Below are 25,305 nucleotides of genomic sequence, written 5' to 3'. Positions count from 1 at the left end.
GTAAGCGGTGCGCCAGCCCCGTGGTTTCGGCTTGATGTGACTTCGGGCATGCCGTCCTGCAACTGAGTTTGTGGGAGGCTTGCCATGGAGCACCAAAACGAGCACCGGATGGAGGTGCGTGGGTCGAATGGAGTGTCGCGGATCGAGGTCCTTGATGGCCCGACCGGCCGTCGGCGTTGGCCGGATGATCTCAAGGCGCGGATTGTGGCCGAGAGTTTTCAGCCCGGCGCGCGGGTCTGCGATGTTGCGGCGAAGTATGGGCTGATTGCCCGGCACCTTTCGGGATGGCGCGCTCAAGCGCGCAAAGGGGAGCTGGCGGTGCCGGTCGATATGTCTCCGGCATTCGTGCCGCTGGTGATCGAGCCATTGGCCGATGTCGTTGCGGCTGCGGCGTCGGTCGACACGGGCGTGATCAAGGTCGATATCTGTGGGGCCGTTTTGCATGTGGCGCCGGATTGCAGTCCGGAGCGCGCGGCGGCCTTGGTGGCGGCGCTGAGGAATGTGCTGTGATCTTTCCGGATCAGGCCGTCAGGATCGTGATCGCGACCAAGCCGGTAGACTTTCGCAAGGGGCATGACGGGCTGGCAGCCATGGCGCATGGCGAGTTGGGCTTTGCGCCGAAGGCCGGGGTGATGGTTGTGTTCAGGTCCAAACGTGGCGACCGGATCAAGGTTCAGGGAGCAACATTTCCGATTTGCTCCATCGCCAGTGCAGACAAAGCTGTCTTGACATCCTGCTCAAGAATTGGTGCGCATCAGTCGATTTTGCTTAGGGAGACCGCCCTCTGATTATGTCGGTTATTTCGCGGAGGCGTCCCATTTCGGTGGTATTTCTTCTAAACTACCGGCAGGGCTTGGTAAGCATTTCTTGCCGCGACAATGCCGATATTGAAGTGACTGGAGGGTGTATTGGCTAAAGCAATCCCGCCAACATGTTCACCACCAGCGCCAGAATACCAAGGTTGAACATAAATGCGCAGAACCCATGCAAGGTAACCACGCGCCGCATCTGCCGTGATGTCAGGTTTGTATCGGCGACCTGCGCTGTCATCCCGATAACGAACGCGACATAGACAAAATCTGCAAATACCGGCTCTGCCTCGCCCGGAAAATCGATCCCCCCGACATCGCCTGTCGCGGCTTCACCATACCAAAGATGCGCATAATGCAGAGCCATAACGGTATTCGAGAAGACCCAAGCAAGAATGATTGTGATCGTGGCTGTCAAGATATTCAAGATATCAGTATCTTGCCCAAGGGTCATCACCCCAAGCGCGACGAGAGCGCTGGCAACCGACGCTGTCATGGCAAGCAGCATAAGCCAGCGGCCGCCATCATCTCGGGCACTGCGGGCGCGTGCAGCCTCGGGCCCGTCACCCCGCCACAATTGCCATACCATCAGCAAGAACGCAATTGCCCCAAGATTAAACCCCGAAACAAGGGCCTGCTCTGGCGGCAAGACAATCCCGAGCAGCCCCCCTGAGACCACAAAAAGGGTCATGAACAGCAAGAACCTGCCATGCGGGATCTGCGACAACCTCATTGTCATGTCCTTCGAAGGTGGAAACGGCAGGGTCAAGAGACCCTTCGTGCAGAGAATATCCTGTATTTGCGCCAATAACCACCTGACGCACCGGTTATTGGGTCACAGGCCCAGAACAATCTACGCTTTTGCCTGAGCCTTTACCCAACCGTTACGCCGAACAAGGCCCCGACCGCCGCCGTCGCGCCCATCGCAAGCGCGCCCCAGAACGTGACCCGCAGCGCCCCGCGCGCAAGACCCGCGCCACCCGCTGACGCCCCAAGCCCGCCCAGCAAGGCCAGCGCCAACAGCGTCGCCCCGGCCACGAACGCCACGATCTGCGTGGGTGGAGCCAAAAGGGCCACGATCAGCGGGGCCGCGGCCCCGACGGCAAAGGTCATGGCAGACACGGCGGCCGCCTGAAGTGGGCGCGCCACCACGGTTTCTGAAATCCCCAGTTCATCGCGTGCATGGGCGCCCAAGGCGTCACGGTCGGTCAGTTGCGCCGCAACCTGTTCGGCCAGATCCCGGTCAAGCCCGCGGGCCTGATAGATCTGGGTCAGTTCTTCGAGTTCCGCTTCGGGGGTTTCCGCCAATTCGGCGCGCTCGCGGGCCAGATCGGCGTTTTCGGCGTCGGTTTGCGAACTGACCGAGACATATTCACCCGCGGCCATCGACATGGCCCCCGCGACAAGGCCCGCCAGCCCGGCAATCAGCACTTCGGGCCGGCCACTGCCTGCAGCCGCCACACCGACTACAAGGCTTGCGGTGGAAACAATGCCGTCATTCGCCCCAAGTACAGCGGCACGCAGCCACCCGATGCGATGGACCATGTGGGTTTCGGAATGGGACAGGCGGCTCATGTGGTGGCTCCTTCAATCTGGTTTTTTGGGGCGTCGATGCCCGAAGGGGAGATGCGAAGTGCGCGCAACGCGTTCAGGATCACGGCGACGTCGATGACCTCTTGCAGCAACGCGCCCTGAACCGGGGAGAGGTAACCAAAGGCGGCGGCGATCATACCCAGAACCGACAGACCGATCCCGGCGACCACGCTTTGCAGGGCAATCTGGCGGGCGCGGCGCGCGATCTCGATCCCCGGTGCGATGCGGTCAACCCTGTCCACCAGCAGCACCACATCGGCGGCGTCAGCGCTGGCGGCCGCACCGCGTGCACCCATGGCCACGCCCACATCGGCGGCGGCCAGCGCAGGGGCATCGTTGACCCCGTCGCCCACCATCATCACAGGGCCGGTCTGGCGTTCGACCAGAACAAGGTTCACCTTGCCATCCGGGGTCAGCCCCGCGTGGATCGAGTCAAGCCCCAAACCCTGCGTCACGCGGTCGGCAACCTCGACGCGGTCACCGGTGGCCAACAGGATGCGGGTGATGCCCTGCTCCCGCAGGCGCGCCAGCATCTCGCCCGCACCTGCGCGGAGCGGATCCGACATCACCATATGCCCGGCCAATCGGCCATCCACCGCAACGGCAACCATCAGCGATCCCGCTGCCAGTTGAGGGTGTTCACCCGCCGCATTGGCAACGCGCTGCGCAACAAAATCCTCGCCGCCGACGATAACCTGCCGCGCGTCAATACGGCCAAGAACCCCTTCGCCGGGCATTTCCACCACATCCTCGGGGGCGGGCAAGCTCAGCCCTCGCGCTTTCGCCGCCGCGACGATGGCCTGCGCCACAGGGTGCTTCGAGGCCTGATCCAGCGCGGCCGCAAAGCGCAGGATGTCGTCGGCCCCCATCCCGTCATGACTGTCGATGCTGACGATCTGCGGCCGCCCATCGGTCAGTGTGCCGGTCTTGTCAAGGATCAGGGTCGAGATGCGCGCCATCGCCTCCAGCGGTTTCGCGCCCTTGATCAGAACCCCGAAATGCGCCGCCCGTGACAGTCCGGCCACCAAGGCGACCGGTACGGCAAGGATCAGTGGGCAAGGCGTGGCCACAACCAGCACAGCCACCGCGCGGATCGGATCGCCAGTGAACCACCAGGCCGCAAAGGCAATCGCGACCGTGACAGCCAGAAACCCCAGTGACCAGCGATCCGCCAGCCGCGCCATGGGGGCCTTGGACCGCTGCGCCTGTTCCACCAGCCGAACGATCCCGGCATAGGTGCTGTCCTTCGCCTCATGCGTGGCGATCAGGTCAAAGGCCTCACCGGCGTTGGTGGACCCGCTCATCGCGTCCGCGCCGCGGTCCAGCCGAACAGGCAAGGATTCCCCGGTCAGCGCCGAAGTGTCCAGAAACGCGCTGGCGGAGGCGACATGACCATCCACCGGCACCACATCGCCTTGACGGATCAACAGGCGGTCACCGGGGGCAATCTCGTCCAGCGGCACCTCTTGCAGCCCGCCGTTCAGGTGCCGTGTTGCCATGCGCGGCACGCGGGACAACAGGTTGCGCATCTCGGCCCGCGCCCGGCCCTCGGCAAAGCCTTCCAGAAACGTGCCACCAGAATACATCAGCGCAACGACCGCAGCCGCCAGCGTTTCGCCAAAGGTCAGCGCCGCGCTCATCGACAGGGCAGCGACAATATCCAGCCCCACCTCACCCCGCGACAGACTGCGCGCGATCTCGACCACCAGCGCGGCCAGCACCGGGGCCACGCCTGCAAACCACACGGTCGTCGCGAGATCCGGTCTGCCAGTAGCATAAAATGCAAGCCCAAGGATCAGTCCGGTCAGGGCAATTCCGAGAAGCAAAGTCTTAAGGCGGTCTGTCTGCAAATGATCCATGACTATGGTCTGCGCTCCGGTTCTGTGAGAACCGAGGTGTTCCCATCGGTCTTTTGGTCAAACAGGCGGCCAACCCCTTTGGCATGCACCCCGCCCGCACTGTCGCGCAAAAGGAACAAAGCCTCCAGCCCATGCTTTTCGGCCAGATCCGATCCGACCTTGGGCCCCGCAACCATCAGCGCGGTGGCCCAGGCATCGGCTTCGGCGCAACTGGATGCAATCACTGTGACCGAGGCGGGCGGAGAGAGAAGCGGCGCAGCCCTGGCCGGGTCCATTGTGTGCGACAGGCGACAGCCTTGCACCATAACCCAGTGCCGATAATCGCCGGAGGTGGCCACAGCCGCATCGCGCAGTGCAAGGATCGAATGGGGCGCGCGACGGTCGGTATCCGGGGCCTCGACGGCAATCGTCCATGCTTCGCCATCCGGGCGCAGGCCAAGCGCGCGCATCTCGCCGTCGATGCCGACAAGGCCCGCGTCAACCCCCTGCGCCACCAACACCTCTGCCATTCGGTCAACGCCATACCCTTTGGCGATGCCGTTCAAGTCCAGCGTGACTGGCGCTGTCTTGCGAACCCGCGTGCCGTCAAGTTCAAGCGACTTATGGCCGGGCCGATGTGGGATCGTCATCGCCGCGCGGATGGCCTGCTGATCTGCATCCTCAGGGCCAAAACCCCAAGCCTGCACCGCATTTCCCATGCCGATGTCGAAAGCCCCGCCAGACTCGCGCCCGATCCTGACCCCCAGTTGAAGGACTTCGGCCAGCCGGGCGGGGATTTCCACCCACTCACCGACCGGTGCCGCATTCAGGCGCATCAGGGCGCTGTCGGGTTTCCATGTGGACATCTGGTCGTCCACCTCATCCACCGCCTGTTGCAGCGCTGTTTGTTTCAGGGCCGGATTGAAACTTGCAGGCGCGTAAAACAGCGCGGACCAGCGCGTGCCCATTGTAGCCCCGTTCAGTGCGTGGCGCGCAAGATCAGTAAACATCTTCAACATACCGCCCCTCGGCTTTCAGCATCGCGGGCGTCATGCCCATGGGTTGCAGGATATCGGCAAGCGCCAGGGTCACGCCTTGCGCCATCTCACGCCCGCCGCAAACCATGACTTTTGCACCGGCGCGGATCGCATCGGCCATCTGTGCCGCTTCCAGCCGTAGCGCGTCCTGCACATAGCGCGGTCCGCTGCCTTCACGCGATACGGCGGTGGACAATCTGGCAAGCCGCCCATCAGCCTGCCAACCGGCCAACTCGTTGTCATAAAGAAAATCACTCGCAGGATCGCGCAGGCCAAAGACCAGATGAACCGGACGTTTGCACGTATTGGCGCGCACGATGCCGGCCAGCGGCCCGATGCCGGTACCAGCCCCGATCAGAATCAGTTGCTTGCGATCTCTGCCTGCATGGAAACCCGGATTCTGGCGCAAGAAGCCGCGGACGGTTTGGCCCGGCCGCAACGCTGTCAACTGACCAGAGGCAAGGCCGCCAGGGTGATGCCGCACGACGATTTCAACGAAGCCGTCCTTTGATCCCGATGCAAGCGAGTAAAGCCGGGGCAGTGGCGAACCATCGGGCAGGATACCCAGCAGATCGCCTGCCTGAAACCGCGTAAATCCGCCCCCTGTCAACCGATGCCACAGCGATATCTCTGGCAAGGCAAACCGCAAGATCGTTAACGGCACCTGCACCTCAGCGCCATAATCGCGGCGCGAGATCAAGGTCAGAGCTTCAGCTTCGGGTGCGACAGGCTGATGAACCAGTTCCAGCGCGATCCCCAGTGCGGCACCAAGCGCGCGGCCCCAGCGGGCGAAATCCTGCGGCGACTGACGATCAACCGTGTCCATGGGCAGGATGCTGGGCCACCGCTTCGCTTGGACGGCGTTAACGACCGCCTCGGCATAGGCGCAATAGGCCGGAAAGCTGCGGTCGCCAAAACCCAGCACCGCGACGGGGGCGGACGGGGCGTTTGGCAAGGCTGCGAGCCGTTCAAGAAATCCTTTGGCTGATGCGGGGGCGGCACCTTCACCATAGGTAGCGGCCAGGATCACGAAGCGTTCCGCATGTTTGTGCCGCGCCGGGTCAAATCCCGACATGGGTGCCAGATGCACCGATTGACCAGCGGCGCGCAGACCTTTGGCCAAGGTGTCTGCAAACCCCCAGGTGCTGCCGCCTTCGGAACCCACCAGAACCACCGTCGTGGCCTTGGCCGCCGGGGCGTTCCCCTTAGGGCGGGGCCGCGCTTGCCATCCGGCAAACCACACCACCGCACCGGTCACGGCCATCACCGGCACGCTCAGCGCCATAAGCCCCAGGATCAGGCCCAAGGTGGCCAAGCCCTCACCCGTATGCAGCATGTAGATGGTTTCCGACACCCTCTGCCAACTGCTCAGGTCGCGCCACGCCAGCATCTCGCCCGTGCCTTGGTCAATGTACCCCATGCCTTGGTCGGTTCGCAGTATGAAGGTATCGGTTGCATCCCCCTGAGCAGGAAAGTTCAGGTCGCGCAGTTCGGCTACAGGGATAGCGCGCAGCGTGTCCATGCTGGCCAAGGCCAATCCGGTCTCGCCGCTGACCACCGCAGGGACGGCAAGCCGAACGCGGTCTATCGTCACGACGTCAAAGGTTTCTGCTGCCATCCACAGCGCGGTTGCTGATGACAAGACCAGCCCAATCACCGCGACGCGGGCAAGCTCGGTATGTAAACGCCCGGCCAATAGCCCGCGCAGAGGCGCAAACCAGCGTCGCCAGCCGCCGGTGCGCCGTGCCACCAGCACCGCTCCCGAACCTGCCAGCACCAGCATCGCGAAGGCCCCGATGGCCGCCACCAGTCGCCCCCCATCATCCAAAAACAGCGACCGGTGCAGCGTGGTCAGCCAGCGCCGCACTGGATCGGGATCGGCGGGGGCGATGTCTTGCCCCGTTGCGGGATCAATCACGCCAGAGCCGGGTCGCCCACCGTCGAACCACCATGCAGTGATCTGGCCAGAAGGCGCGCGCTTGATCTGCTCAACGCCCGGATGCGCCGCCTGCACCCGCGCGGCCAGGTCGGCCACGCTCAACCCAGACGCGACACGCGGGGCTTGCGCGACCTCTAGCGCAGGGAACACCGAAAGGGCTGCGCCGCTGAGAGTGATAACAAGCAACAGGGCCGCCAGGATCAGTCCCGGCCATCGGTGAAGGATGCGCGTCATCGCCAAACCCTTTCTCAGAAGCCATAGGTGAAGTTGGCGATATAGCGACGTCCGGCGACAGCCTGGCCCGCGCCTGCTGCCGTCAGCGGCACCGACACCTCGCGCGGGCTGTCGCGCATGTCCTCGACGGCCGCGTCGATGTGTAGCGTATAGCCTGCATCGAAAAGCGCATCCTGAAGGTCGAGCGTGATCTCCAGCGTTCGCCCCGCACCGACGCTTGCCCCCGTAATGCCGTTGATCTGCGCAGGATCGCCGCCCGTGGCGCGATACCAGTCGCTCATGTGTTCATAGTATTTTGACTTGTCCCCAGCCATCCAGAGCGTGCCGGCATAGGCCCCCGAAGGGTCGGTGACATAAAGCACCAGGTAAGCCCCATCGCCGCCGTAATTGCTGAGAGTGGTGGTCAGTGTGACGGGTCGCGCCACGGCAAGGCCAGGCAGTGTCAGGGCGGTGGTCAAGGCAAGCAGGGCGAGTGTGGATTTCATGGTTTTGGTCCTAGCGGAAAGGTCAGGGTTTGCAGTTGGACGATGCAATCCACCGCCCTTGCTGCATCAATTGGTGCGAACTTGAGGCGCAGCTCCGGGGCTGAACAGCCCGTTGGCGGGTGGGGCAACAGGCCCGGTCGGGGTCATTGCGGGCGCAGGACGGCGGCAGTCGTCTTCATCGTCGTCGCACTCGTCATCATCATCATCATCATCGTCGTCATCGCCCCGCGATACATTCCGGTTGTCGTCGTCGTCGCTGCTGGCCAGCCGAATCGCACCATCGGTGGCATTGCCGACAGTCTCGACCGTGACGGCGGTGGTGCCCGGGTCGCGCCCGAGCGCGCTGAGCGCAGGCAGGCCGAGCGCGCCAATGACGGCGGTAGTCGCAAGAAGAATGGCAAGTGTTGATTTCATGGCGAAGGTTCCTTTTCTGGATGACGCCACTTTGACGCGCGTGGCTGATGGCTGGCTGACATCGGGACAGAAACTGCTTCAGCCTGGCGTCAGGAAAAAAGCGCCCCGGACTTATCTGGCCGGGGCGCAGGTCAGGGTCGGAGGGACAGCCGCACCCTGGAACAGATCAACGTCAGCGAAATTCGAAGGCTTCGGAATGCACGCGGCGCGGGGTCTGGTTCATCGTCTTCAGCCCTGCCAAGATGCCGTCACGCAATCCGCATGGGCCGCAAAAGAACAACTCTGCCTCGCGGATCGGGAAGTGAACCAGCGCAACAAGCTTTTCTGCTGTCAGTCGGCCATCGGTCTTGCTGGCGACGATCTGCACGGTCAGCCCGGGATGGCGCGCGGCAATGGCGGCCAGACGATCACCGGCAAAGGCCTCGTCCTTTGATGCCACCGCCCAGACCAGCGCGATCTGCTGCGTATCGGTGTCGGTCAGGGCCTCGGCCCAGGCAAGAAATGGCGTGATGCCGATGCCGCCAGCCAGCCAGACCTGCTTGCGCACCCGTTTGCGAAACAGGAATCGACCGTAAGGCCCCTCAATCGTCAGGCTTTGCCCCGCCGCCAGTCGACCCGGCAGCGCCTTGGTCCAATCCCCCAGCGACTTGATCCCGAAGCGCAATGTGCCATCCGCTTTGGGCGCGCTGGCGATGGTGAAAGGATGCGCCTCGGACAGCCCCGCGCCGGGTGCTGCGACAAAGGCGAACTGGCCCGGACGCCAGCGCATGGCCCGACCCTCAGGGCGCAAGGTGATCTCGGTCGTGCCGCCATGACGCGCGACCTGATCCAGCGCATAGGGGCGCGGGCGCAGGAAGGGGGCGACAAATTGTGTAAACAGCCATGCGGCCAGACCCGCCAGACTGAAACCATTGAGATAAAGGTCCAGCGTGCCGTCCAGCCCTGCGGGCTTGTCGATGGCCAGTTGGTGGAAGGCCGCGATGGCAAAGAGCAACCCCATGAAGCGATGTGTGAACCGCCACAAGGGCCATGGCAGTTCCAGCCTTGTGAAGGGAATGCGCTTGAACCAACTGATCGCGATCAACCCGATAAATCCGTAAAAGGCAATTTCACCCACATCTTCGGCCAATTCGCCCAAGGATGTCTCACGCACGAAATCCTCGATATCCGGCTCGATCTGGTCGTGCAGCACCATCAACACAAGTGCGGCAATACCCAACCATTTGTGGATCACATACATTCGATCCAGCCCACCAAAAAATGGCTCGATCAGGCGCGGGCGCGCGGCGAGGATCAGTGAGCCGCTCATGGCCACAATTGCGGCAGCACCTATGGCGATGCTGAAGGCGCTTTCCGCGCCATAGGGTGCGTAGGTTTGCGCACCAAGGATAGCGCCGGCCAGAACGGCCAGCGCGAAAAGAACCGGTCCTGTCAGGGTCATGGAGTGTCTTTCAGTTCCCGCCGACTTGCGGCGCCGTGCCCGGGGTCAGCAGTGGGTTGGCCACTGGGGCTCGCGGCACCATTGCGGCCTGACCGCGCGCACCGGGCAGATAGCGTGATGGATCGGCACCTGATTGAAACCTGATCTCCAGTTCCACCAGGGCCAAAGTGGCTGGATCGAGTTTCAGCTCGACTCTGTTGCCGTCGCTGTCACGGCCACGGACCTCATAGCAACCATCATCTATCCGCAGACGATCTGCTGTGATCCCCAGCCCGGAAACATAGGATGTCGCCGCTTCACGCGGTTGCCACTGCGACATCGGGCTGTTGCAATCGTCATCGGCAAACGCAGCGCCAGATGTGACAAGCGCCACTAGAACCGCGAGGGGGAGTGCGTGTTTCATCGGATGTTCCTTTTTCAACTGCACCTTTGTGCGCCCCCAAGCTGACGGCATGCTGAAGCTGGCGATAACGCTTCGTCAGTTTCCCGTCAGGTCTGTTCGCTATAAGGTGGACATAACAAGGAAACCGCAAATGCGCATATTGCTGATCGAAGATGACACTGTTCTTGGTGCCGCCGTGCGCGACCAGATTGCAAGCGACGGGCATTCGGTGGACTGGGTGGCACGCCTCGATACAGCGGCGGATGCGATTGCGGGCGCGTCGTTCGATCTCGTTTTGCTGGATCTGATGCTGCCTGATGGACGCGGCATCCCGTTCCTGCGCAAACTCCGGGCGCGCGGCGATGTAACGCCTGTCATCATTCTGACGGCGCTGGATCAGGTGTCGGATCGCATCGATGGGTTGAACGCGGGGGCCGACGATTATCTGGTGAAACCCTTTGATCTGTCAGAACTGTCGGCCCGAATTGGATCGGTGGCGCGGCGCTATACCGGCAATCCCAACCCCATCGTGACCCATGGTGCCCTTGAAATCGACCTTGCGGCCAGAAGCATCCACCGCGACGGTCGCACGGTGACGCTGACAGCGCGGGAATGGGCCCTGTTCGAAGCGTTTCTTGCCCATCCTGGGCAGCTTCTGTCCAAGTCGCAACTGGAAGATAAGCTTTACACCTTCGACGCCGAGATCGAGAGCAACACGATCGAGGTGCATGTCAGTCGCTTGCGCAAGAAACTGGGGGCCGGGATCATTGAGACGGAGCGCGGTCTTGGCTATCGCTTGGCTCCGGCATGAGGGCACCACGCAGTCTGCAAGGGCGCCTTGCGCTGTGGCTGGGCCTGTTGCTGACCCTGCTGTGGATCGGTGCGGCCTCGGTCACGGCGATCATCGTGCGGCAATCTCTGGAGGAAACCTTCGATTCCAGCCTGCAAGAGACCGTGCAGCGGATCCTGCCGCTGGCCGTCCTTGACATCATCGAGCGTGAAGAAGAGGGCGTGACCCAGCAGCTTGCCGCCATTGGCCAGCATGCTGAGTTCCTGACCTACATCATTCGCGATGCTCAGGGTCGTATTCTATTGCAATCCCATGCCGCCGACCCGCGGGATTTCCCCGATTGGGACGGCGCTGGGTTCCGCACATCTGCAACGCATCGGTTCTACAACGAAGCCGTTCTGCAAGGCACGATCCGGATGACGGTGGCCGAACCGCTGGCCAACCGCGCGCGCGTTGCCCGGGACATCCAGATGAGCCTTGGCCTGCCGCTGTTGATCGTCATTCCTTTGGCTTTGCTGGCGATCCTGTTGGTTGTCAGCGCAAGCCTTGCACCGCTGCACCGCTTGCGTACCCAGTTGGCGGCACGCGGGGCGCGCGACATGTCGCAGATTGCCGTCGAAGATCTGCCCGCCGAAGTTGCCCCGGTGGCCGATACGCTGAATACCTTGTTGCACCGGCTTTCCGCCGCGTTTGACGCAGAACGCAGCTTCGCCGCCAACGCTGCGCATGAATTGCGCACACCGCTGGCCGGGGCCATCGCGCAGGCCCAGCGTCTGCAGTCGGAAACCAGTGACCCCGCCGCCAGCGCGCGCGCGGCCGATATTGAGGCCACACTCAAACGCCTGACCCGGCTGTCCGAACGCCTGATGCAACTGGCCCGCGCCGAAGGCGGCCGCTTGCGGCTGGAGACTGCAAGCGATCTTCGCCCCGTGCTGCGGTTGGTCATTGGCGACATGGCGCGGGGCGGGGATGGCGCGCGCCTGATCCTGAGCATGGCCGATACCCCGGTCCTGTCTGACCTTGACCCCGATGCCTTTGCCATTCTTGCCCGGAACCTTGCGGACAATGCGTTAAGACACGGGATGCAAGGCGCACCGGTTCACGTCAGCCTGTCTGCAACAGGGGTTCTACAGGTCGACAACGAGGGGCCCGTTGTGCCGCCGCAAAGCCTGAACGACCTGACCGCGCGCTTTGTCCGGTCTGGCCCACAAATGGGCAGTGGCCTTGGCCTTGCGATTGTCGCCGCCATCGCGGACCGGACCGGGGCAGAACTTCAAATCGACTCCCCTCGCTCCGACCGTATCGATGGGGTTTCGGTCAGATTCCATCTGCCGATGGCCACAGCCTGATCCAGTCGGGCGTCAAATTGCCCCGATCATCACAATCGCAACGAAGATGCTGGTCACGACCAACATAACCCCCACCGCAAACGACCCAAGATCCTTGGCGTCTTTTGCCATTTGTGACCATTCGGGGGACAGTCGGTCTGTCAGCACCTCGATGGCCGTATTCAACGCTTCCACGGCCAGGATCAGGGCAAGCAGGCATGCCGCGACCAGCCAATGCCAAAGCGTGGCCCCGCGCCACAAGAAACCCAAGGCGACAATTCCACCACCAACCAATTCCAGTCGCGCTGCCGTTTCATGCAACAACCTGCGCAATCCTGCGATTGAGTAACCGGACGCGTCAACGACATGCAGCAGCCCACCGCGCGGGGGCACAACCACGCGGTGGGTCGATTTCTGGCTGTCCATCAGCTTGGATCCCCGTTGCGGCAGGTCCCAAACAGATCAAGCGCAGGGTCGCGAACCGTGGTGGTAAGATCCAATAGTCCAAGAACGCTATGAAACAGATTGTCGTGACTGACAGGATTAAAGGACGCATCGCGCAGGCAGTCGCGATCTAATCTCATGGCAGACTGGAACCCCTGGCCCATCCACAGGACAAAAGGCACCTTGGTTTGCGTCTCTGGCGCCATGAAACGGGGGGCCGCGTGCAAGTAAAGCCCATCTTCGCCCAAGGATTCGCCGTGGTCTGACAGGAAGATCATTGCAGAGTGCACCCGGTCCGATGCCTGCATCATGTCAATCGTGCGCGACAATACGAAATCGGTTTCAAGAATCGTGTTGTCATAGCTGTTCACGATTTCCTCGACGGTGCAGGCTGAAAACTGCGATGTCTTGCATTCGGGCTGAAAGTTCGCGCGGGCGGGCGGATAGCGCAGGTGATAGGCGGGGCCGTGGCTGCCGATCATGTGCAGGACCAGAACTGTGTTTTGCGTGATCGTGGCCAGACGATCCGCGATCAATGGCAGGAACACTTCGTCCGTGCATTCAATGGCGCAGGCTTCAGGATCAGGGGTCGCATCGACCCGTGCCCAGCCCGTGCGGGTTGCGATCCTTTGATCCCCTGTGTTGTTGTCATGCCATTCCACGACCATTCCCGCATGGGTCAGAACATCCAGCAGATTTTCTTCGCTTAAAAAAGCATCGCGCGAATACTCCGCCTGCGTCAGGCGGGAAAACATGCAGGGCAGCGAAACTGCCGTTGACGTGCCACATGCAGAGGTATCGGCAAAGTTGATGACATCATGCGCACGCAGGTTCGGCGTAGTATCGCGCACATAGCCATTCAGACCAAAGTTTTGCGCGCGCGCAGTCTCGCCAGCGAAGATAACAAGCAGAACTGGTTTGTCCGTGCTTGCCAGCACTGGGCTAGGCCGGGCATCAGTGCCAAGCGGTTGCACAATCGGATCGGCCGTCTTCCATTGCTCGCGTGTGTATCGCAGCACGGCATTCAACGACGCCCCAGGCTGATAGGCCCCCATCAGGTCATGGTGTTCGCGCAAGGCGGCTGAGTACGCCTTATAGTCGCCGAACAAGGCCCCGACCATCAACGCAAACCCCAGCATCACGCCCAAGGGCCAGCGCCAAAGCTGATGCCACACGCCCACATGCCTGACCTTGGGCCAGAACACCAATGCAGCAGGCAAGATCCCTGTCAAACTGATCTGAAAAATCGCCGATCCGGTTATCAGATGGCGCGATTCAGTCATGGTTGTCTCAAACACATTGCGAACCATTTCGCGGTCGATCAACACACCGAAGTTACGCTCGTAATAATGCGCGCCCGCCGCAATCAGGATCAGCAGCGCCGCGACAGGCCGTTGCAGGCGCCACGGGCCAAAAAGTTCTAGCAGTAGCACTGTCAGGGCCCAGACCCCGAACCCGAACAACGCTCGCTGTCCGAAAGACTGTGGAAAAATAAGCGTGACCCTGTCCCAGAAGCCCGCGTTCAGCACTGCCATAATATAGCTGGCAACAACTAGGGTCAGCGCAGTTTGACCCAGCTCCGGTCGCCATAAAGACAACGGATTGCGGGGATTGGTCAGTTCAGTCATGTGATGTAGCGTCCATGGTTGTAAAGCGATGCCTGCCCATGCACAGGTGCGGCACGGGCAGTTCAGCATCGCCTTCGCAACCCAACCTTGCGCCAGCCTTACAGCGCAGATGCAATCTTGCGCTCGCATCGCACGGCGCCACGATCTACACAGGCTCATGCGTCTGCTTTTGGTCGAAGACACGGATGATCTGGCCCAATCTGTCCTGCGTTTTCTGCGGGCGGATGGGCATGCCGTCGATCATGCGATGGATATGGCCACTGCCGCAGCCGCGATGGCCGTTGCGGATTATGCTTGCGTGATCCTTGATCTGGGCTTGCCGGACGGGTCGGGGCTGGACCTGTTGCGCGCGTGCCGACGGGCGGGCGATCGGACGCCCGTCTTGATCGCAACGGCGCGAGACCAGATCAGTGATCGCATTGCAGGGCTTGATGCCGGTGCCGATGACTATGTGGTCAAACCTTTTGACTTGAACGAATTATCCGCACGCATCCGCGCCCATGCCAGACGGGGTCAGGGCCTTCCTGAAACGCGGGTTGCTGTGGGCGAACTGGAGGTCGATCGCGCCGCGGCGCGTATCTGGAAAGATCGGACCGATATCCGCCTGACTTCGCGCGAATGGGCGGTGTTTGATGCGCTTTTGGGCGCGCGCGGGCGTGTATTGTCGAAATCCGCATTGGAGGAGGTTTTGGGCAGCTTTGACGCCGCTATCGAAGGCAACGCGGTTGAAGTGTATATCTCGCGCCTGCGCAGCAAGCTGGGCTCTGCGGTCATCGAGACGCGCCGCGGCCTTGGTTACGTCCTGCCATGACCGCGACACCGCGCCCGTGGTCGCTGCGCCGTCGTTTGACAGGCCGGGTTCTGCTGCTTGTGATGGGAGGATGGCTTGCCACGATTTCACTGTCTCTGGCGGTCCTGAACCATGAAATGACTGAGATGTTCGACGAAGAGCTGGAGGTGCTGGTCGAAACCACTGTGCTGTTTATGGACACTGCGTCAGAGGGGGGCATTCCGCGCATGCTGGGGGTGGAAACCAATGATGGCGCGCGGGTCTTGCGCATCGTGTCTTCGGATCACGCAGCAGGGCCTGCGCCTTGGCCGACGCTTGCAAGCGATGGATTTCACGATGCCCCGGGCTGGCGCATCCTGCGCCGCAGCACGGAAGGTGTTGTGATCGAAGCCGCCTATTCGGCAAACTGGCAGCGCGAAGAAACGCTTGAGGCAGCCTCGGCGCTTCTTGTGCTCGCGCTCCCTTTGATCGGACTGCTTCTGTTCGGTTTGCGCAGGACTGTGGCAGAGGCAACAGCGCCCGTTTCGCGGCTTGCGGCGGAAGTTGCACAGCGAAAGCCAGATGATCTGTCCGCAATCGGTCCTGATGCGCTGCCGGATGAAGTGCTGCCCCTTGCCATCGCTCTGAACAGCTATCTGGCCCGGATCGAGACATTGCGGCACTCTGAGCGTGATTTCATCGCCAACGCTGCACATGAATTGCGCACGCCCCTTGCCACTTTGCGCGGACGGTTGGAGCTGTCAGCCGATCCTGACGCGATCAAAGCCATTGAAACGGTCGACGCCCTGACACGGCGCGTGGAGCGCCTGTTGCAGCTTTCCCGACTGGAAGCGGGCGTCGGCATCGGGCGTGGCCCTTCGGATCTTATCCGCATCCTGAGATTGTTGATTGAAGAGGTCCGGCCCCATGCGCGCCATCCAATCCGATTTGATGACAGTGATCTGGAAACCCTACTCGTCACAGCGGATGCAGACGCTGTGGCCATCTTGTTGCGAAACCTGATCGAGAATGCACTGGACCATGGCGCGGGTGAAGCGCGCCTGCGGCTGACTCCAGACGGGGTTCTCATTATCGAAAACTCAGCGCTGGATTACAATCTGTCTGCCGCACGCTTTGTTCGGGGAAAACAGTCAACTGGCCTCGGCCTCGGCCTGGCAATTGTCCATTCTTTGGCAAATATGCTGGCAATTGAACTGTCGCTCTCGTATTCCGAAGGGACAGTTAAGGTTAAACTGACCTTTGAAACCGTAAATTCCAACTACGTGCAGTAGGAATTCGTTGCTTGCCGACAAGTGCAACAACGCCACCGAATCATCTTGGCAGGGTAGTCTTGCGGCACATTGGAAACGACAATGTCTGAGTAGCTTCTAAATTTGCAGATGCCTTGATTGATACCTTAAGACGCAAGGGCGACGCGATGTCTGTCAGCAAACCCGTTGTCAGAAAAGCTTGAAAACGTGGATAATGCTGCACCATGCACAAACGACGGGTTTGGTGAAGCTCCACGGCGGCACGCCGTCAGGGCTGACCGTCAGCAAAGGGCCGGGCACGTCGATCCTGCCGTTGCCTTCGCGGAGGGCGGCAAGCAGACTCTCGCCGCTGGCCTAGCAAAAAAACTGGTTGTGACTGATGCATCGCGATTGCGGGCCAGCTTCCAGCCTTTGCCTGGCTCCGGCCGTTAAACGCTGCACGTGTAAGGGCGATCTAGCGCTGGATTGCGGCATGGCACGGTGTGAGATATATTGCAACTGGACCGTAGGTGAACGGTTGTGAACGGAGCCATCGCGGACCCCCTCGCGCTGTTGCAGCACGGTCCGGATCGACGGTGACCGCAACTGTTCGGGCGAGATCAGCAGCATCGCCGCATCGCCCATCCGCACCTTTTCCAGCGCATCATGCCGTTCGGGCAGCGACAGCATGCCGTTCACCGTGACCGCAGCCGAAATCCCCGCCCGCGCCAACCCCTGCACCTGATCCGCCATCAGCGCGACCAGCGGCGAGATCACCACCGTCAGGGCACCGGTCTTGTCAAACCGCGACAGCGCCGGGATCTGGTAGCAAACCGATTTCCCCGTGCCGGTGGGCAGGATCCCCAGCACCGATTTGCCCGCCATCGCTTCGGCGACGATGCGCTCCTGCAAGGGGCGGCCCATCTCATCGACGGGTTGCGGGCGGAAGGATGGAAAGCCAAACCAGCGCTCCAGCGCGGCGTTCGGGTTGTTCTTCTCGGCGCACCAAGCACAGCCCGGATCGCCGCAGTTGGTGTCGCGCAGATGCCGCACGATCCGCCCCGCTTGCGGAAACTGCAACCGGACCCAAGGCGGCATGACAGAATCCCCGCCTGCAACCGAGATCCATGACAGCGCATAGGCCATTGGCCAGCCGTTGCGTGGATCGGACAGGCGGCCCAGCGTCTGCTCCAGCCGGTGATTGCAGGCACGGCCGTCCAGCAGGCGACGGATGGCCGCGTGGGCTGCGGCCTCATCTGGCGCGGGGCCGCGCATGAACCGGAACAGCGCATCGAACCCGGCCGAGGCCTCGCCCCGCATCGTCAGATAGTGATAGGCAAGCAGGGCATCCGGCGCCTCCTGCCCCAGCCGGGTGAATGCCGCGATCTGATCAGACAGCACCTGCAGCGCCAGCCGCGCATCCTGTTCGGGGTCATTCACATGCCCGACCTGCAGCCGCCCGTCTTGATAATGCTTGACCAGATGGTGGTAAGGATTGCGCGGAAAGGCCAAGGGGTTCAGCCACAGCGTGTCTATCGGGGCCGCCCCCAACCCCGCCAGCCGCGCCCGGTTCGCCACCAGATGCGGCAGGTCATGGCGAAGGATATTGTGGCCAAGCAAATGCGCCGCCCCATCGCAGAGCGCCTCCAACCGATCCAACGCGGGGTCCAGCACGGCTCCCTTGTGAACCAGCGCCGCCTCACCCCGCACCGCCGCAAAGGCAAAGATCCGCGCAGACTTCGGATCGACCTCCAGATCAATCGAAACGCAAGTTGCAAGGAAAGGGGCGGTGTCAAAGGTCAAACGTCAGGCATCCGAATTCCAAGGGCCAACAAAGGCTTCCAAGCCATTGATAACCCTATCGCCAGGATTCGAAAGCTGAAGATTTCACCGAAGAACCTGGTCCTGGGCATTGCGAGCCTGTTGGGATCAGCTGCAGATCCATCTGGCGGTTCTCCGATATGGCTTGACCCGGTTCCGTCCGTCAACAAAGCTGAAGCTGCGCCGTTTGTATTGCGGGATATCCCGCGCATTCTTCTCCAGCAGCGCAGGTGGCAAAGGACGCGACAGATGACGACTGACCTTCAGGTTGTGCCTGCGCGCCGGGGCCGCGCAGTTCGACTGGCAAAAGGCCAGGCGATCCAGATCATCAACACCCATGGTCAACAGGTGGTTGATACCTGGTGCTTTAATGCCGATGACCTGTCGGAGTTCATGTCGATGGAACACCTGCATGCAACGCTTCAGGGCATCTTTCCGGCGAAGGGCGATGGCCTGACAACAAACCGGCGGCGCCCCATTCTGATCATGGAAGAAGACACGTCGCCGGGCCGCCATGATACGGTGATCGCCGCCTGCGATGTGCATCGCTACGCCGCGCTGGGCTGCACGCAGTATCATGACAACTGCACCGATAACCTGCGGGCTGCGCTGGGGCAGCTTGATCTACGGATCTCGGAGTGTCCGGCGCCCCTGAACCTCTGGATGAACATTCCGGTCGGCCCAGACGGCAAGATCACGTGGGGCGAGCCGCTCAGCAAGCCCGGAGATCACGTGACCCTGCGTGCGGTCCTCGACTGCATCGTGGTCATGTCGACTTGTCCGCAAGACATGATCCCGATTAACGGCGCCGCCTGCACGCCGACTGAGGTTCACTACCGTCTGCTGACCTGACCGGCCATCAGGCTAGATCAAGTTGCTGGGTGGTCGATCCGATAGACCCGCCCCCTGCCCGCCTCCTTGGCCGAGGTCACGATCAGCCCGAGCTTCTTGCCTAACGCCCCCGATATGGCACCACGGGCGCTGTGGGCCTGCCACCCTGTCGCCGCGACGATCTCTTCCATCGTCGCGCCTGTGGAGGTCAGCAGCATCGCGATCAGCATAGCCTGCTTCGTCCCTTCGCGCCGGGTGGGCGGCTTCGGCACCGGCATCTCAGCAGCACCGTTGTGAATGGCAGCAATCTTCTGCGCCTCCACCGGTTCGACCCCGATGGCCAGCAGACCGGCATCGGTGACCACCAGCGTCGTGCCGTGCCCATCGCCCGTTTCGCGCCAAAGCGGTTCATTGCACCGCAGGTTGGCGTCGACCTCCTGCAGCCAGCCGTGCTCAATCATCTTTGACACAGCCATCTTCGCCGCCGCACCAGCCAGCCCCTTGGGCAGCGGCAGGGCGATGTTGTCGGGGCGCTGGGCCCCGGCGCTGAGGATGACAGTCTGGGTTTCTGTCAGTTTGGTCATGGTGGGTTCCCCTACTGGTCGTTGGCGGCAAGAAAGGCGGCAATGCGCGACATCAGGTCGTTGTGGCCGTCGGCATCCGTGCCGATGATCACGTCACCATCGTCATTGCGTTCCAGATCGGCGATCTCACGCAGCAGCGCGATGGCTTCTTCGCAGGCGGCGAGGCGTTCAGCTTCCCATGCGGCGGTGATGGCATCCTGTTCGATCTGGTGACGCTGGGCGGGATCAAGCGGCATGTTCGCCCTCCTTGAACGCGCTGTCGGTGATTTGGCGCAGCAGGCTGGCGTAATGGTTCAAGGTGCCGACGTCGCCCCAGTTGATCTCGTCGGGGTGGGTGTCGAAGTGGTCGTCGCTCAGCGACTTCAGGCGCTCCAGCATCGCATCGATCTGGAACTTGGTGGACATGAAGGCGTCGAGGGCTTTGGCATTGTCGGTCGCGCGGCGGGTGGTCATGGCGTGGTCTCCGGGGGTGAGTTGCATCGTTCTGGTGTAATCACCATCGCTCTGGCGGGGCGCGCAGTGTAGGCAAATCCAAGCAATATCAGTGCTTTATGATTACACTTCGGGCGCATTGGCCTGCGGCACCACATGCACCCACTGGCATCCGATCCACATGTAGAGATGCGTGAATTCGCGCGTCGGGCGGGACAGGATGCGCGGCGCACGGGGCGGGCTAAAGCAATCCAGCGCCTTGGGAGTGACCTGCCGGATCTCAATGGCGTTGAGGATGTCCTCGGGTTTTCAGCTTGCCAGCGCGGGCATCATGTGGGCGGGATAGCCATCAATGGTACGCAAACATGCACCTGACCCTATGAAGCAATCTTGATCACGAACTGGGTGCGAGTGCCTCGGCGCGGATGGATGATTGATCCGGAATGAACGTGGCGCGGGGTGGGCAACGACAGCGGGTTCAGCAAAGGAAATTTCAGACGAAAAGTCGCTCTGGTCAACAATATCGGCCGGCTTATTCAGTCGCGGTACTTTTCCAAGTTGTCGTTGAAACAATTCCAGCACGAAGGTCATCAACGGGCAGATCGCCACCCAAAGCGTCCAAGTCCCGAACCATCAGCCAGAATTAAGTCTCGGCGCAACTGGTCCGATATGGCAGGGACGATGTTACCCTTGGCAAGGGGCGTGTACACGAACAAGCAAGTAGAAAGCTGTTCAACGTGGAGAGCGACGAAACGCGGCACCAATCCGGGCACGCGTTTCGGGTGTCTCGGCTTGCACAGCAAGGGCCAAGGCCCGCAGGTCGCGCCTCGCCATGTGCAACTGGTCAATCAACGACATGACGACCACCAACGCATCTTCTTCGATATCAAGACCATCGGTCAGGTCGCACAGCAGGCGCATGCGGGCAATGTCGATCTGGCCAAAGATGCGCGGGGTGCTGTCGGGCGTTCGACGCCGTGTCGGCAAAACCACCTTGGCCCGCAGAAAAGCGACAAGCCGTGGTCGGGTCATGCCGGGAATAGCTGCGATCACCTCGTCTTCTGTGCAGTGGTCAGTCATGTCATCGCCTCGTTCAGCAGTTCTGCACGCGGGTCTATCGAATTGGTGTTGCGCCATTCAGCCATGAAGGCACGCAAGCTGTCGTCGACTACCGGGGGCAAGACGATGCGCAGTTCAACAAACTGATCGCCCGCAGCCTTGCCCGATGCGCGCGCAACGCCGCGCCCGCGCAGTCGCATGACCCGGCCAGAACTGGTCCCCTTCGGAATGGTCAGGCTGACTGGCCCTGCGATCGTGGGGGCGCTGACCTTTGCCCCCAGAACAGCTTCGTCGATGGTGATCGGCAAAGTGACAAGAATGTCGTCCCCTTCGCGCCGAAACACCGTATGCGGCCCTACCGTCAGGATGATCAGCGCATCACCTGACGGACCACCGCCAAAACCGGCCCCCCCCTTGGCGCGCAATCGCAATGTCTGGCCGTCATGCGCGCCCTGTGGGATCTTCAAGGCGACGCTGCCCCCGTCTGGCAGGGTGATGGGCAACTCACCGCCGCGTGCCGCCACCAGAAACGGCACCTCAAGCGTGTAGCGCAGGTCAGGGCCGGCAGCCGCAAACCCCCGGCCCCCAAAATCGGCGCCGCCGCCGCGTGCGTGCTGACGCAAGAACGCGGCAAAAGCATCGCCAGACTCCGCTTGCGTGTCAAATCCGCGCTCCTGCTGGTAAGGATTGCCCGGAGCGTCGGCAAAATCGCGATAGTAGTGGCGCGGCGGGCGCTCTGCGCCTTCGGCATCAATCTCGCCCGCATCAAATCTTGCCCGCCTGTCCGCGTCTTTCAGCAGGTCATGGGCAGCAGCGATGGCCTTGAACCTCGCCTCGGCCCCTGCGTCATCGGGGTGCAGGTCCGGGTGGCTGGTCCGGACCAGCTTGCGGTAGGCGGCCTTGATCTGATCTTGCGTCGCAGACTTAGCCAAGCCAAGGGAATGGTATGGATCGGTGGTCATCTGACGGTTTTCCACCAATGCACACGGGAAACATTAAAGCACAGACTAGCAGACTGGTTGGCCGCACCGCTGATACACATCAGCACCGATGGATGGGTGATCAGGTAACATGGCTGCTTGGAACCCCGCATCAGTCGTGTTGTCCGGGCAACCCGAGGGCCATGAGCGGGATGTGGATATGTCAAAATCGGAACCGGACTCTGATCTTATGGAAGACACCGCAGCCCCGCCGTTAGCCCAAGGCGCACGGCACCTGCCTATGGTTCGGGACACGCCTGCCGTGTCACCCCCCGCCCGCTCATCGCGGCGGTTTTGGGTCTGGGGCCTTGGCGCGAGTGTGGCTGCGGCTTTGGCACTTCTGCTCTATCTGCAACCCTGGGAAGCGGGGCCGGTCCCGATTTCCGTTGAAATCGCCGGATATGCTCCGGTCACTCGGGTGCTTGCCGTCAACGGACGCATCGCGGCGCTGCACTCGGTGGACGTGCGTGCCCTCGTCAGTGGCCCTTTGCTATCGGTGACAGTGGCGGAGGGACAGTCTGTGCGTGCAGGGATGGCACTGGCACAGATTGATGCCGCCGCCCCACAGGCCATCTTGCGGCAGGCCGTGGCGGGCCTCGATGCCGCCTTGGTTGCACAGGATCAAGCGGTCACGACCTTGGCGCGGACCGAAGCCCTTGGGCAGAACGTCGCCCGGTCTGTGCTGGACACTGCCGCAAGTGGCGTGCTGGCAAAGGCACAAGAAGTCGCACGCATGACGGCGCTGGTCGATCAGGCACAGATCCAGCTTGCCAATTTTACCATTCTCGCCCCGATGGCAGGAACGGTTCTGGCGCTGAATGTCGATCCCGGCCAGACCGTCGATCCGGCAACGGCTTTGCTGACAATTGCCGACCTGAGCCAGCTCGTGGTCGAGACGGATGTTGACGAGGCTTATGCCACCCAAATTCGCGCGGGCCTTCCCGCAGTTCTGCGGCTGGCGGGAGAGGCCACAACGCGAACCGGACGCGTCAGCTTCGTATCCCAGCGCGTTGATGCAGCGACCGGTGGCCTTGCCGTCAAGCTTAGCTTCGATCAGGCCGTGCATGCGCCAATCGGGCTGACAGTGACGGCAAACATTGTTGTCGATCAGCAGGACGCAGGCTTAACGGTCCCGCGTGCGGCGCTCCAGTCGGCCGACGCGGAGGATTGGGTGTTTGTCGTCACCGAAGGCATCGCCACCCGGCGCGTCGTGACGGTGATCGACTGGCCTGCCGCGCGCCTGATCGTGACCGAGGGGCTGGCACCGGGTGATCTGGTGATCCATGACGCCACAGGCATCAGCGACGGGCAGGCCGTTCAGGTGAGCCAGCCCTGATGATTTATGCGCTGAAGATCGCCACGCGCTACCTGACCGCAAGCAAGGCGCAGACCGGGCTGCTGGTGCTTGGCGTCGCTGTCGGCGTGTTCATCTTCATCTTCATGTCGGCGCTGATCGGAGGCCTCGCAGAATTCATCCTGTCGCGCACCGTTGGCGACATCTCGCATGTCACCATCACGGCCGAAGATCCGGACCCGGCCATTTTGATCACGCCCCAGGGCCACGTTCTTACCGTGACCGAGCGGGGCCGGACCCGCACAGCCACACTGGCCGAGGCCGCGACCTTCATACCTCTGATCGAAGCCGTCCCGGGCGTGATTGCCGTATCGCCGCAGATCACCGGAGCGGGTTTCCTGACGCGGGGCGCACAGGTGGCGCAGGTCGGGGTGACCGGGGTAGAACCAGGGCGCGAGTCCGCCATCCTGAACCTGGACGGCTATATGATCGAAGGCTCTGCACGGCTGGGGTCAGGGCTAATGGTGCTTGGGCAAAGCCTGGCCGACGACCTGTCGTTGCGATTGGGCCAGACGCTGCGGCTGCAATCGTCGGGCGGGGTGTCGGCGGTGCTGACGCTGAGCGGGATTTTCGACACCGGCAATGGCCAGTTGGATAGCAGCAGCATTTATGTCGCCCTGCCGACCGCGCGCACGCTGTTTGCCCTGCCGCAAGGCGTGACCAGGATCGAAATCAAACTGGCCGACCTGAACGCCGCAGACGCCACCGCCCTGCGCATCCGCGCTTTGACGGGGCTTGATGCTGTGCCGTGGACAGACGGGGCGGCACAGTTGATGGAGGCGCTGGATGCACAGGCGCAGACTGGATACTTCCTGAAAACTTTTGCGCTGATCACCATTGTCATCGGCGTGGCTTCGGCCCTTTTGCTGTCCACCTATCGCCGTAGGCCAGAGATCGGGATCATGCGGGCGATGGGCGCGGGGCGCGGCTTTGTGATCTTTGTGTTTGTCACCCAAGGGGCGCTGATCGGGCTGATGGGCGGGCTGATGGGTGCGGCTCTTGGCTATCTTGCACTGCTGCCGTTCCCGTCACGCGACGCGTTCGAGGTGGGAACCCTGCCGATGGACATTACCCAAGGGTCTTACGGTCTTGCCATCACGCTGACGGTGATCGGCGCAATCCTCGCCTCTATCCTGCCCGCGCGGGCGGCGGCACGGGTCGATCCGGTGACGGCCATCGGACAATGAGCGCGCTGTTGAAAGTGACGGATGTGGTCAAGACCTTCGGAACGGGTGAGGCCGCAACCCGCGTGCTGCGCGGCCTGTCACTGACGCTGGAGGCGGGCGAGATGGCCGCCCTGCTGGGCCCCTCGGGATCAGGCAAAAGCACGCTCTTGACCATCCTTGGCACGCTGATGAAGCCGACATCGGGCACCCAAGTGATGCTGGGGCAGGATCTGGTGGCGGCGGAAGACCGGGCGCTCACGACCTTTCGCAACCTCCACATCGGCTTCGTGTTCCAGTTCCACAACCTGCTGCCCGACTTCACCGCGCTGGAGAACGTGGTCTTCCCTACGGCGGTGCGCGAAGGGCGCGAAACCGCCACGGCCCGCGCGCGCGGACGGGAATTGCTGACCCGCATGGGGCTGGGCGCACGGATCGACTTTCCGTCGACCAACCTGTCAGGCGGCCAGAAACAGCGCGTCGCCGTCGCGCGCGCGCTGATGAACCGGCCCGAACTGGTTCTGGCGGATGAACCCACCGGCAATCTGGACCGCGAGTCCGCCATGCAGGTGATGGACCTGATTGCCGAGATCAACCGTGACGAGGGCACGACCTTCCTCATCTCGACCCATGACGAAAAGATCGCGCGCCTGTGCCGGCGGCAGATCGTGGTGGGGGATGGTCTGGTGACTGGCTAGGG

General features: G+C 62.2%; 27 protein-coding genes and 1 pseudogene. 10 read left to right on the top strand and 18 right to left on the bottom strand.

Features of this window, described 5'->3' with window-relative positions:
• Positions 1 to 84: 84 nt before the first annotated feature.
• Both Q8K08_RS02100 and tnpB read left to right on the top strand, forming a co-directional pair.
• The gene (locus tag Q8K08_RS02100) at positions 85 to 510 is read left to right on the top strand and encodes a transposase (protein ID WP_305249061.1); all 426 of its coding nucleotides are present in this window, start codon (positions 85 to 87) and stop codon (positions 508 to 510) included.
• Complete coding sequence (gene tnpB, locus Q8K08_RS02095) at positions 507 to 788, top strand: IS66 family insertion sequence element accessory protein TnpB (protein ID WP_305249060.1); 282 nt, start codon at positions 507 to 509, stop codon at positions 786 to 788. Before Q8K08_RS02100 ends, tnpB begins: the two co-directional genes overlap by 4 nt.
• Before the next feature lie 124 nt (positions 789 to 912).
• Here the strand turns inward: tnpB and Q8K08_RS02090 are convergent, their stop codons facing one another.
• From Q8K08_RS02090 to Q8K08_RS02050, 9 genes are all read right to left on the bottom strand, one after another.
• Positions 913 to 1,542: a DUF1345 domain-containing protein gene (locus Q8K08_RS02090; protein ID WP_304799329.1), complete on the bottom strand. Its 630-nt coding sequence runs from the start codon at positions 1,540 to 1,542 to the stop codon at positions 913 to 915.
• Positions 1,543 to 1,682: 140 nt separating this feature from the next.
• Complete coding sequence (locus tag Q8K08_RS02085) at positions 1,683 to 2,384, bottom strand: VIT family protein (protein WP_304799327.1); 702 nt, start codon at positions 2,382 to 2,384, stop codon at positions 1,683 to 1,685.
• Positions 2,381 to 4,261: a heavy metal translocating P-type ATPase gene (locus Q8K08_RS02080; RefSeq protein ID WP_305249059.1), complete on the bottom strand. Its 1,881-nt coding sequence runs from the start codon at positions 4,259 to 4,261 to the stop codon at positions 2,381 to 2,383. The genes Q8K08_RS02085 and Q8K08_RS02080 overlap by 4 nt, the downstream gene beginning before the upstream one ends.
• Before the next feature lie 2 nt (positions 4,262 to 4,263).
• Positions 4,264 to 5,259, bottom strand: coding sequence for an FAD:protein FMN transferase (locus Q8K08_RS02075; RefSeq protein ID WP_304799564.1), 996 nt, complete (start codon positions 5,257 to 5,259; stop codon positions 4,264 to 4,266).
• Positions 5,240 to 7,450 (bottom strand): PepSY domain-containing protein, encoded by a 2,211-nt coding sequence (locus Q8K08_RS02070; protein ID WP_304799562.1) that lies wholly within the window; start codon positions 7,448 to 7,450, stop codon positions 5,240 to 5,242. Before Q8K08_RS02070 ends, Q8K08_RS02075 begins: the two co-directional genes overlap by 20 nt.
• Before the next feature lie 14 nt (positions 7,451 to 7,464).
• The gene (locus tag Q8K08_RS02065) at positions 7,465 to 7,935 is read right to left on the bottom strand and encodes a DUF2271 domain-containing protein (RefSeq protein WP_305249058.1); all 471 of its coding nucleotides are present in this window, start codon (positions 7,933 to 7,935) and stop codon (positions 7,465 to 7,467) included.
• Positions 7,936 to 8,001: 66 nt separating this feature from the next.
• Positions 8,002 to 8,349 (bottom strand): hypothetical protein, encoded by a 348-nt coding sequence (locus Q8K08_RS02060; RefSeq protein WP_304799558.1) that lies wholly within the window; start codon positions 8,347 to 8,349, stop codon positions 8,002 to 8,004.
• 172 nt (positions 8,350 to 8,521) lie between these two features.
• Entirely contained in the window at positions 8,522 to 9,790 is a 1,269-nt protein-coding gene (locus tag Q8K08_RS02055; protein ID WP_305249057.1) for a ferredoxin reductase family protein, read from the bottom strand.
• A gap of 10 nt (positions 9,791 to 9,800) precedes the next feature.
• Positions 9,801 to 10,193, bottom strand: a complete 393-nt coding sequence (locus Q8K08_RS02050) for a PepSY domain-containing protein (protein WP_304799553.1) — start codon at positions 10,191 to 10,193, stop codon at positions 9,801 to 9,803.
• Positions 10,194 to 10,323: 130 nt separating this feature from the next.
• Here Q8K08_RS02050 and Q8K08_RS02045 point away from each other — a divergent pair, with 130 nt between their 5' ends.
• Together Q8K08_RS02045 and Q8K08_RS02040 are read left to right on the top strand one after the other, a co-directional pair.
• Positions 10,324 to 10,983, top strand: coding sequence for a response regulator transcription factor (locus Q8K08_RS02045; protein WP_304799551.1), 660 nt, complete (start codon positions 10,324 to 10,326; stop codon positions 10,981 to 10,983).
• Positions 10,980 to 12,311 (top strand): HAMP domain-containing sensor histidine kinase, encoded by a 1,332-nt coding sequence (locus Q8K08_RS02040; RefSeq protein WP_304799549.1) that lies wholly within the window; start codon positions 10,980 to 10,982, stop codon positions 12,309 to 12,311. The genes Q8K08_RS02045 and Q8K08_RS02040 overlap by 4 nt, the downstream gene beginning before the upstream one ends.
• 12 nt (positions 12,312 to 12,323) lie before the next feature.
• On the opposite strand, the gene Q8K08_RS02035 is transcribed toward Q8K08_RS02040, so the two are convergent.
• Both Q8K08_RS02035 and Q8K08_RS02030 read right to left on the bottom strand, forming a co-directional pair.
• The gene (locus tag Q8K08_RS02035; RefSeq protein ID WP_304799547.1) at positions 12,324 to 12,716 is read right to left on the bottom strand and encodes a diacylglycerol kinase; all 393 of its coding nucleotides are present in this window, start codon (positions 12,714 to 12,716) and stop codon (positions 12,324 to 12,326) included.
• The gene (locus tag Q8K08_RS02030; RefSeq protein ID WP_304799545.1) at positions 12,716 to 14,362 is read right to left on the bottom strand and encodes a phosphoethanolamine transferase; all 1,647 of its coding nucleotides are present in this window, start codon (positions 14,360 to 14,362) and stop codon (positions 12,716 to 12,718) included. Before Q8K08_RS02030 ends, Q8K08_RS02035 begins: the two co-directional genes overlap by 1 nt.
• A 157-nt stretch (positions 14,363 to 14,519) precedes the next feature.
• Between Q8K08_RS02030 and Q8K08_RS02025 the strand changes: the two genes are divergently transcribed.
• Both Q8K08_RS02025 and Q8K08_RS02020 read left to right on the top strand, forming a co-directional pair.
• Positions 14,520 to 15,173 carry a response regulator transcription factor gene (locus Q8K08_RS02025; RefSeq protein ID WP_304799543.1) on the top strand — a complete coding sequence of 218 codons (654 nt, stop codon included), beginning with the start codon at positions 14,520 to 14,522 and terminating at the stop codon, positions 15,171 to 15,173.
• On the top strand, positions 15,170 to 16,423 hold the full coding sequence (locus Q8K08_RS02020) for a HAMP domain-containing sensor histidine kinase (protein WP_305249056.1): 1,254 nt from the start codon (positions 15,170 to 15,172) through the stop codon (positions 16,421 to 16,423). Before Q8K08_RS02025 ends, Q8K08_RS02020 begins: the two co-directional genes overlap by 4 nt.
• A 522-nt stretch (positions 16,424 to 16,945) precedes the next feature.
• On the opposite strand, the pseudogene Q8K08_RS02015 reads toward Q8K08_RS02020, so the two are convergent.
• Positions 16,946 to 18,142 (bottom strand): annotated as a pseudogene (locus tag Q8K08_RS02015) (DEAD/DEAH box helicase); the annotation flags it as partial.
• 309 nt (positions 18,143 to 18,451) lie between these two features.
• Between Q8K08_RS02015 and Q8K08_RS02010 the strand changes: the two are divergent.
• Positions 18,452 to 19,054: an urea carboxylase-associated family protein gene (locus Q8K08_RS02010; protein WP_305249055.1), complete on the top strand. Its 603-nt coding sequence runs from the start codon at positions 18,452 to 18,454 to the stop codon at positions 19,052 to 19,054.
• A gap of 17 nt (positions 19,055 to 19,071) precedes the next feature.
• Here Q8K08_RS02010 and Q8K08_RS02005 read toward each other — a convergent pair whose 3' ends face one another.
• The 6 genes from Q8K08_RS02005 to Q8K08_RS01980 form a co-directional block, all read right to left on the bottom strand.
• Positions 19,072 to 19,617 carry a DUF3489 domain-containing protein gene (locus tag Q8K08_RS02005; RefSeq protein ID WP_305249054.1) on the bottom strand — a complete coding sequence of 182 codons (546 nt, stop codon included), beginning with the start codon at positions 19,615 to 19,617 and terminating at the stop codon, positions 19,072 to 19,074.
• Between the two features lie 11 nt (positions 19,618 to 19,628).
• Complete coding sequence (locus Q8K08_RS02000; protein ID WP_305249053.1) at positions 19,629 to 19,853, bottom strand: hypothetical protein; 225 nt, start codon at positions 19,851 to 19,853, stop codon at positions 19,629 to 19,631.
• Positions 19,843 to 20,070, bottom strand: a complete 228-nt coding sequence (locus Q8K08_RS01995; RefSeq protein WP_305249051.1) for a hypothetical protein — start codon at positions 20,068 to 20,070, stop codon at positions 19,843 to 19,845. Before Q8K08_RS01995 ends, Q8K08_RS02000 begins: the two co-directional genes overlap by 11 nt.
• Before the next feature lie 288 nt (positions 20,071 to 20,358).
• Positions 20,359 to 20,640, bottom strand: coding sequence for a hypothetical protein (locus tag Q8K08_RS01990; protein WP_305249050.1), 282 nt, complete (start codon positions 20,638 to 20,640; stop codon positions 20,359 to 20,361).
• 141 nt (positions 20,641 to 20,781) lie between these two features.
• Positions 20,782 to 21,129 (bottom strand): hypothetical protein, encoded by a 348-nt coding sequence (locus tag Q8K08_RS01985; RefSeq protein WP_305249049.1) that lies wholly within the window; start codon positions 21,127 to 21,129, stop codon positions 20,782 to 20,784.
• Positions 21,126 to 22,070 carry a DnaJ C-terminal domain-containing protein gene (locus Q8K08_RS01980; protein WP_305249048.1) on the bottom strand — a complete coding sequence of 315 codons (945 nt, stop codon included), beginning with the start codon at positions 22,068 to 22,070 and terminating at the stop codon, positions 21,126 to 21,128. Before Q8K08_RS01980 ends, Q8K08_RS01985 begins: the two co-directional genes overlap by 4 nt.
• Positions 22,071 to 22,179: 109 nt before the next feature.
• Between Q8K08_RS01980 and Q8K08_RS01975 the strand changes: the two genes are divergently transcribed.
• From Q8K08_RS01975 to Q8K08_RS01965, 3 genes are read left to right on the top strand one after another with little or no spacing between them, the layout of a single operon-like run.
• Positions 22,180 to 23,424 carry an efflux RND transporter periplasmic adaptor subunit gene (locus Q8K08_RS01975; protein ID WP_305249047.1) on the top strand — a complete coding sequence of 415 codons (1,245 nt, stop codon included), beginning with the start codon at positions 22,180 to 22,182 and terminating at the stop codon, positions 23,422 to 23,424.
• Positions 23,424 to 24,629, top strand: a complete 1,206-nt coding sequence (locus Q8K08_RS01970; protein WP_305249046.1) for an ABC transporter permease — start codon at positions 23,424 to 23,426, stop codon at positions 24,627 to 24,629. Before Q8K08_RS01975 ends, Q8K08_RS01970 begins: the two co-directional genes overlap by 1 nt.
• Entirely contained in the window at positions 24,626 to 25,303 is a 678-nt protein-coding gene (locus tag Q8K08_RS01965; RefSeq protein WP_305249045.1) for an ABC transporter ATP-binding protein, read from the top strand. Before Q8K08_RS01970 ends, Q8K08_RS01965 begins: the two co-directional genes overlap by 4 nt.
• Positions 25,304 to 25,305: the final 2 nt, after the last annotated feature.

The organism is Pseudotabrizicola sp., from assembly GCF_030684215.1.
Taxonomy (GTDB): domain Bacteria; phylum Pseudomonadota; class Alphaproteobacteria; order Rhodobacterales; family Rhodobacteraceae; genus Pseudotabrizicola.
The sequence above is the reverse complement of the archived record's forward strand: the minus strand, read 5'-3'. Positions and strand labels throughout refer to the sequence as shown.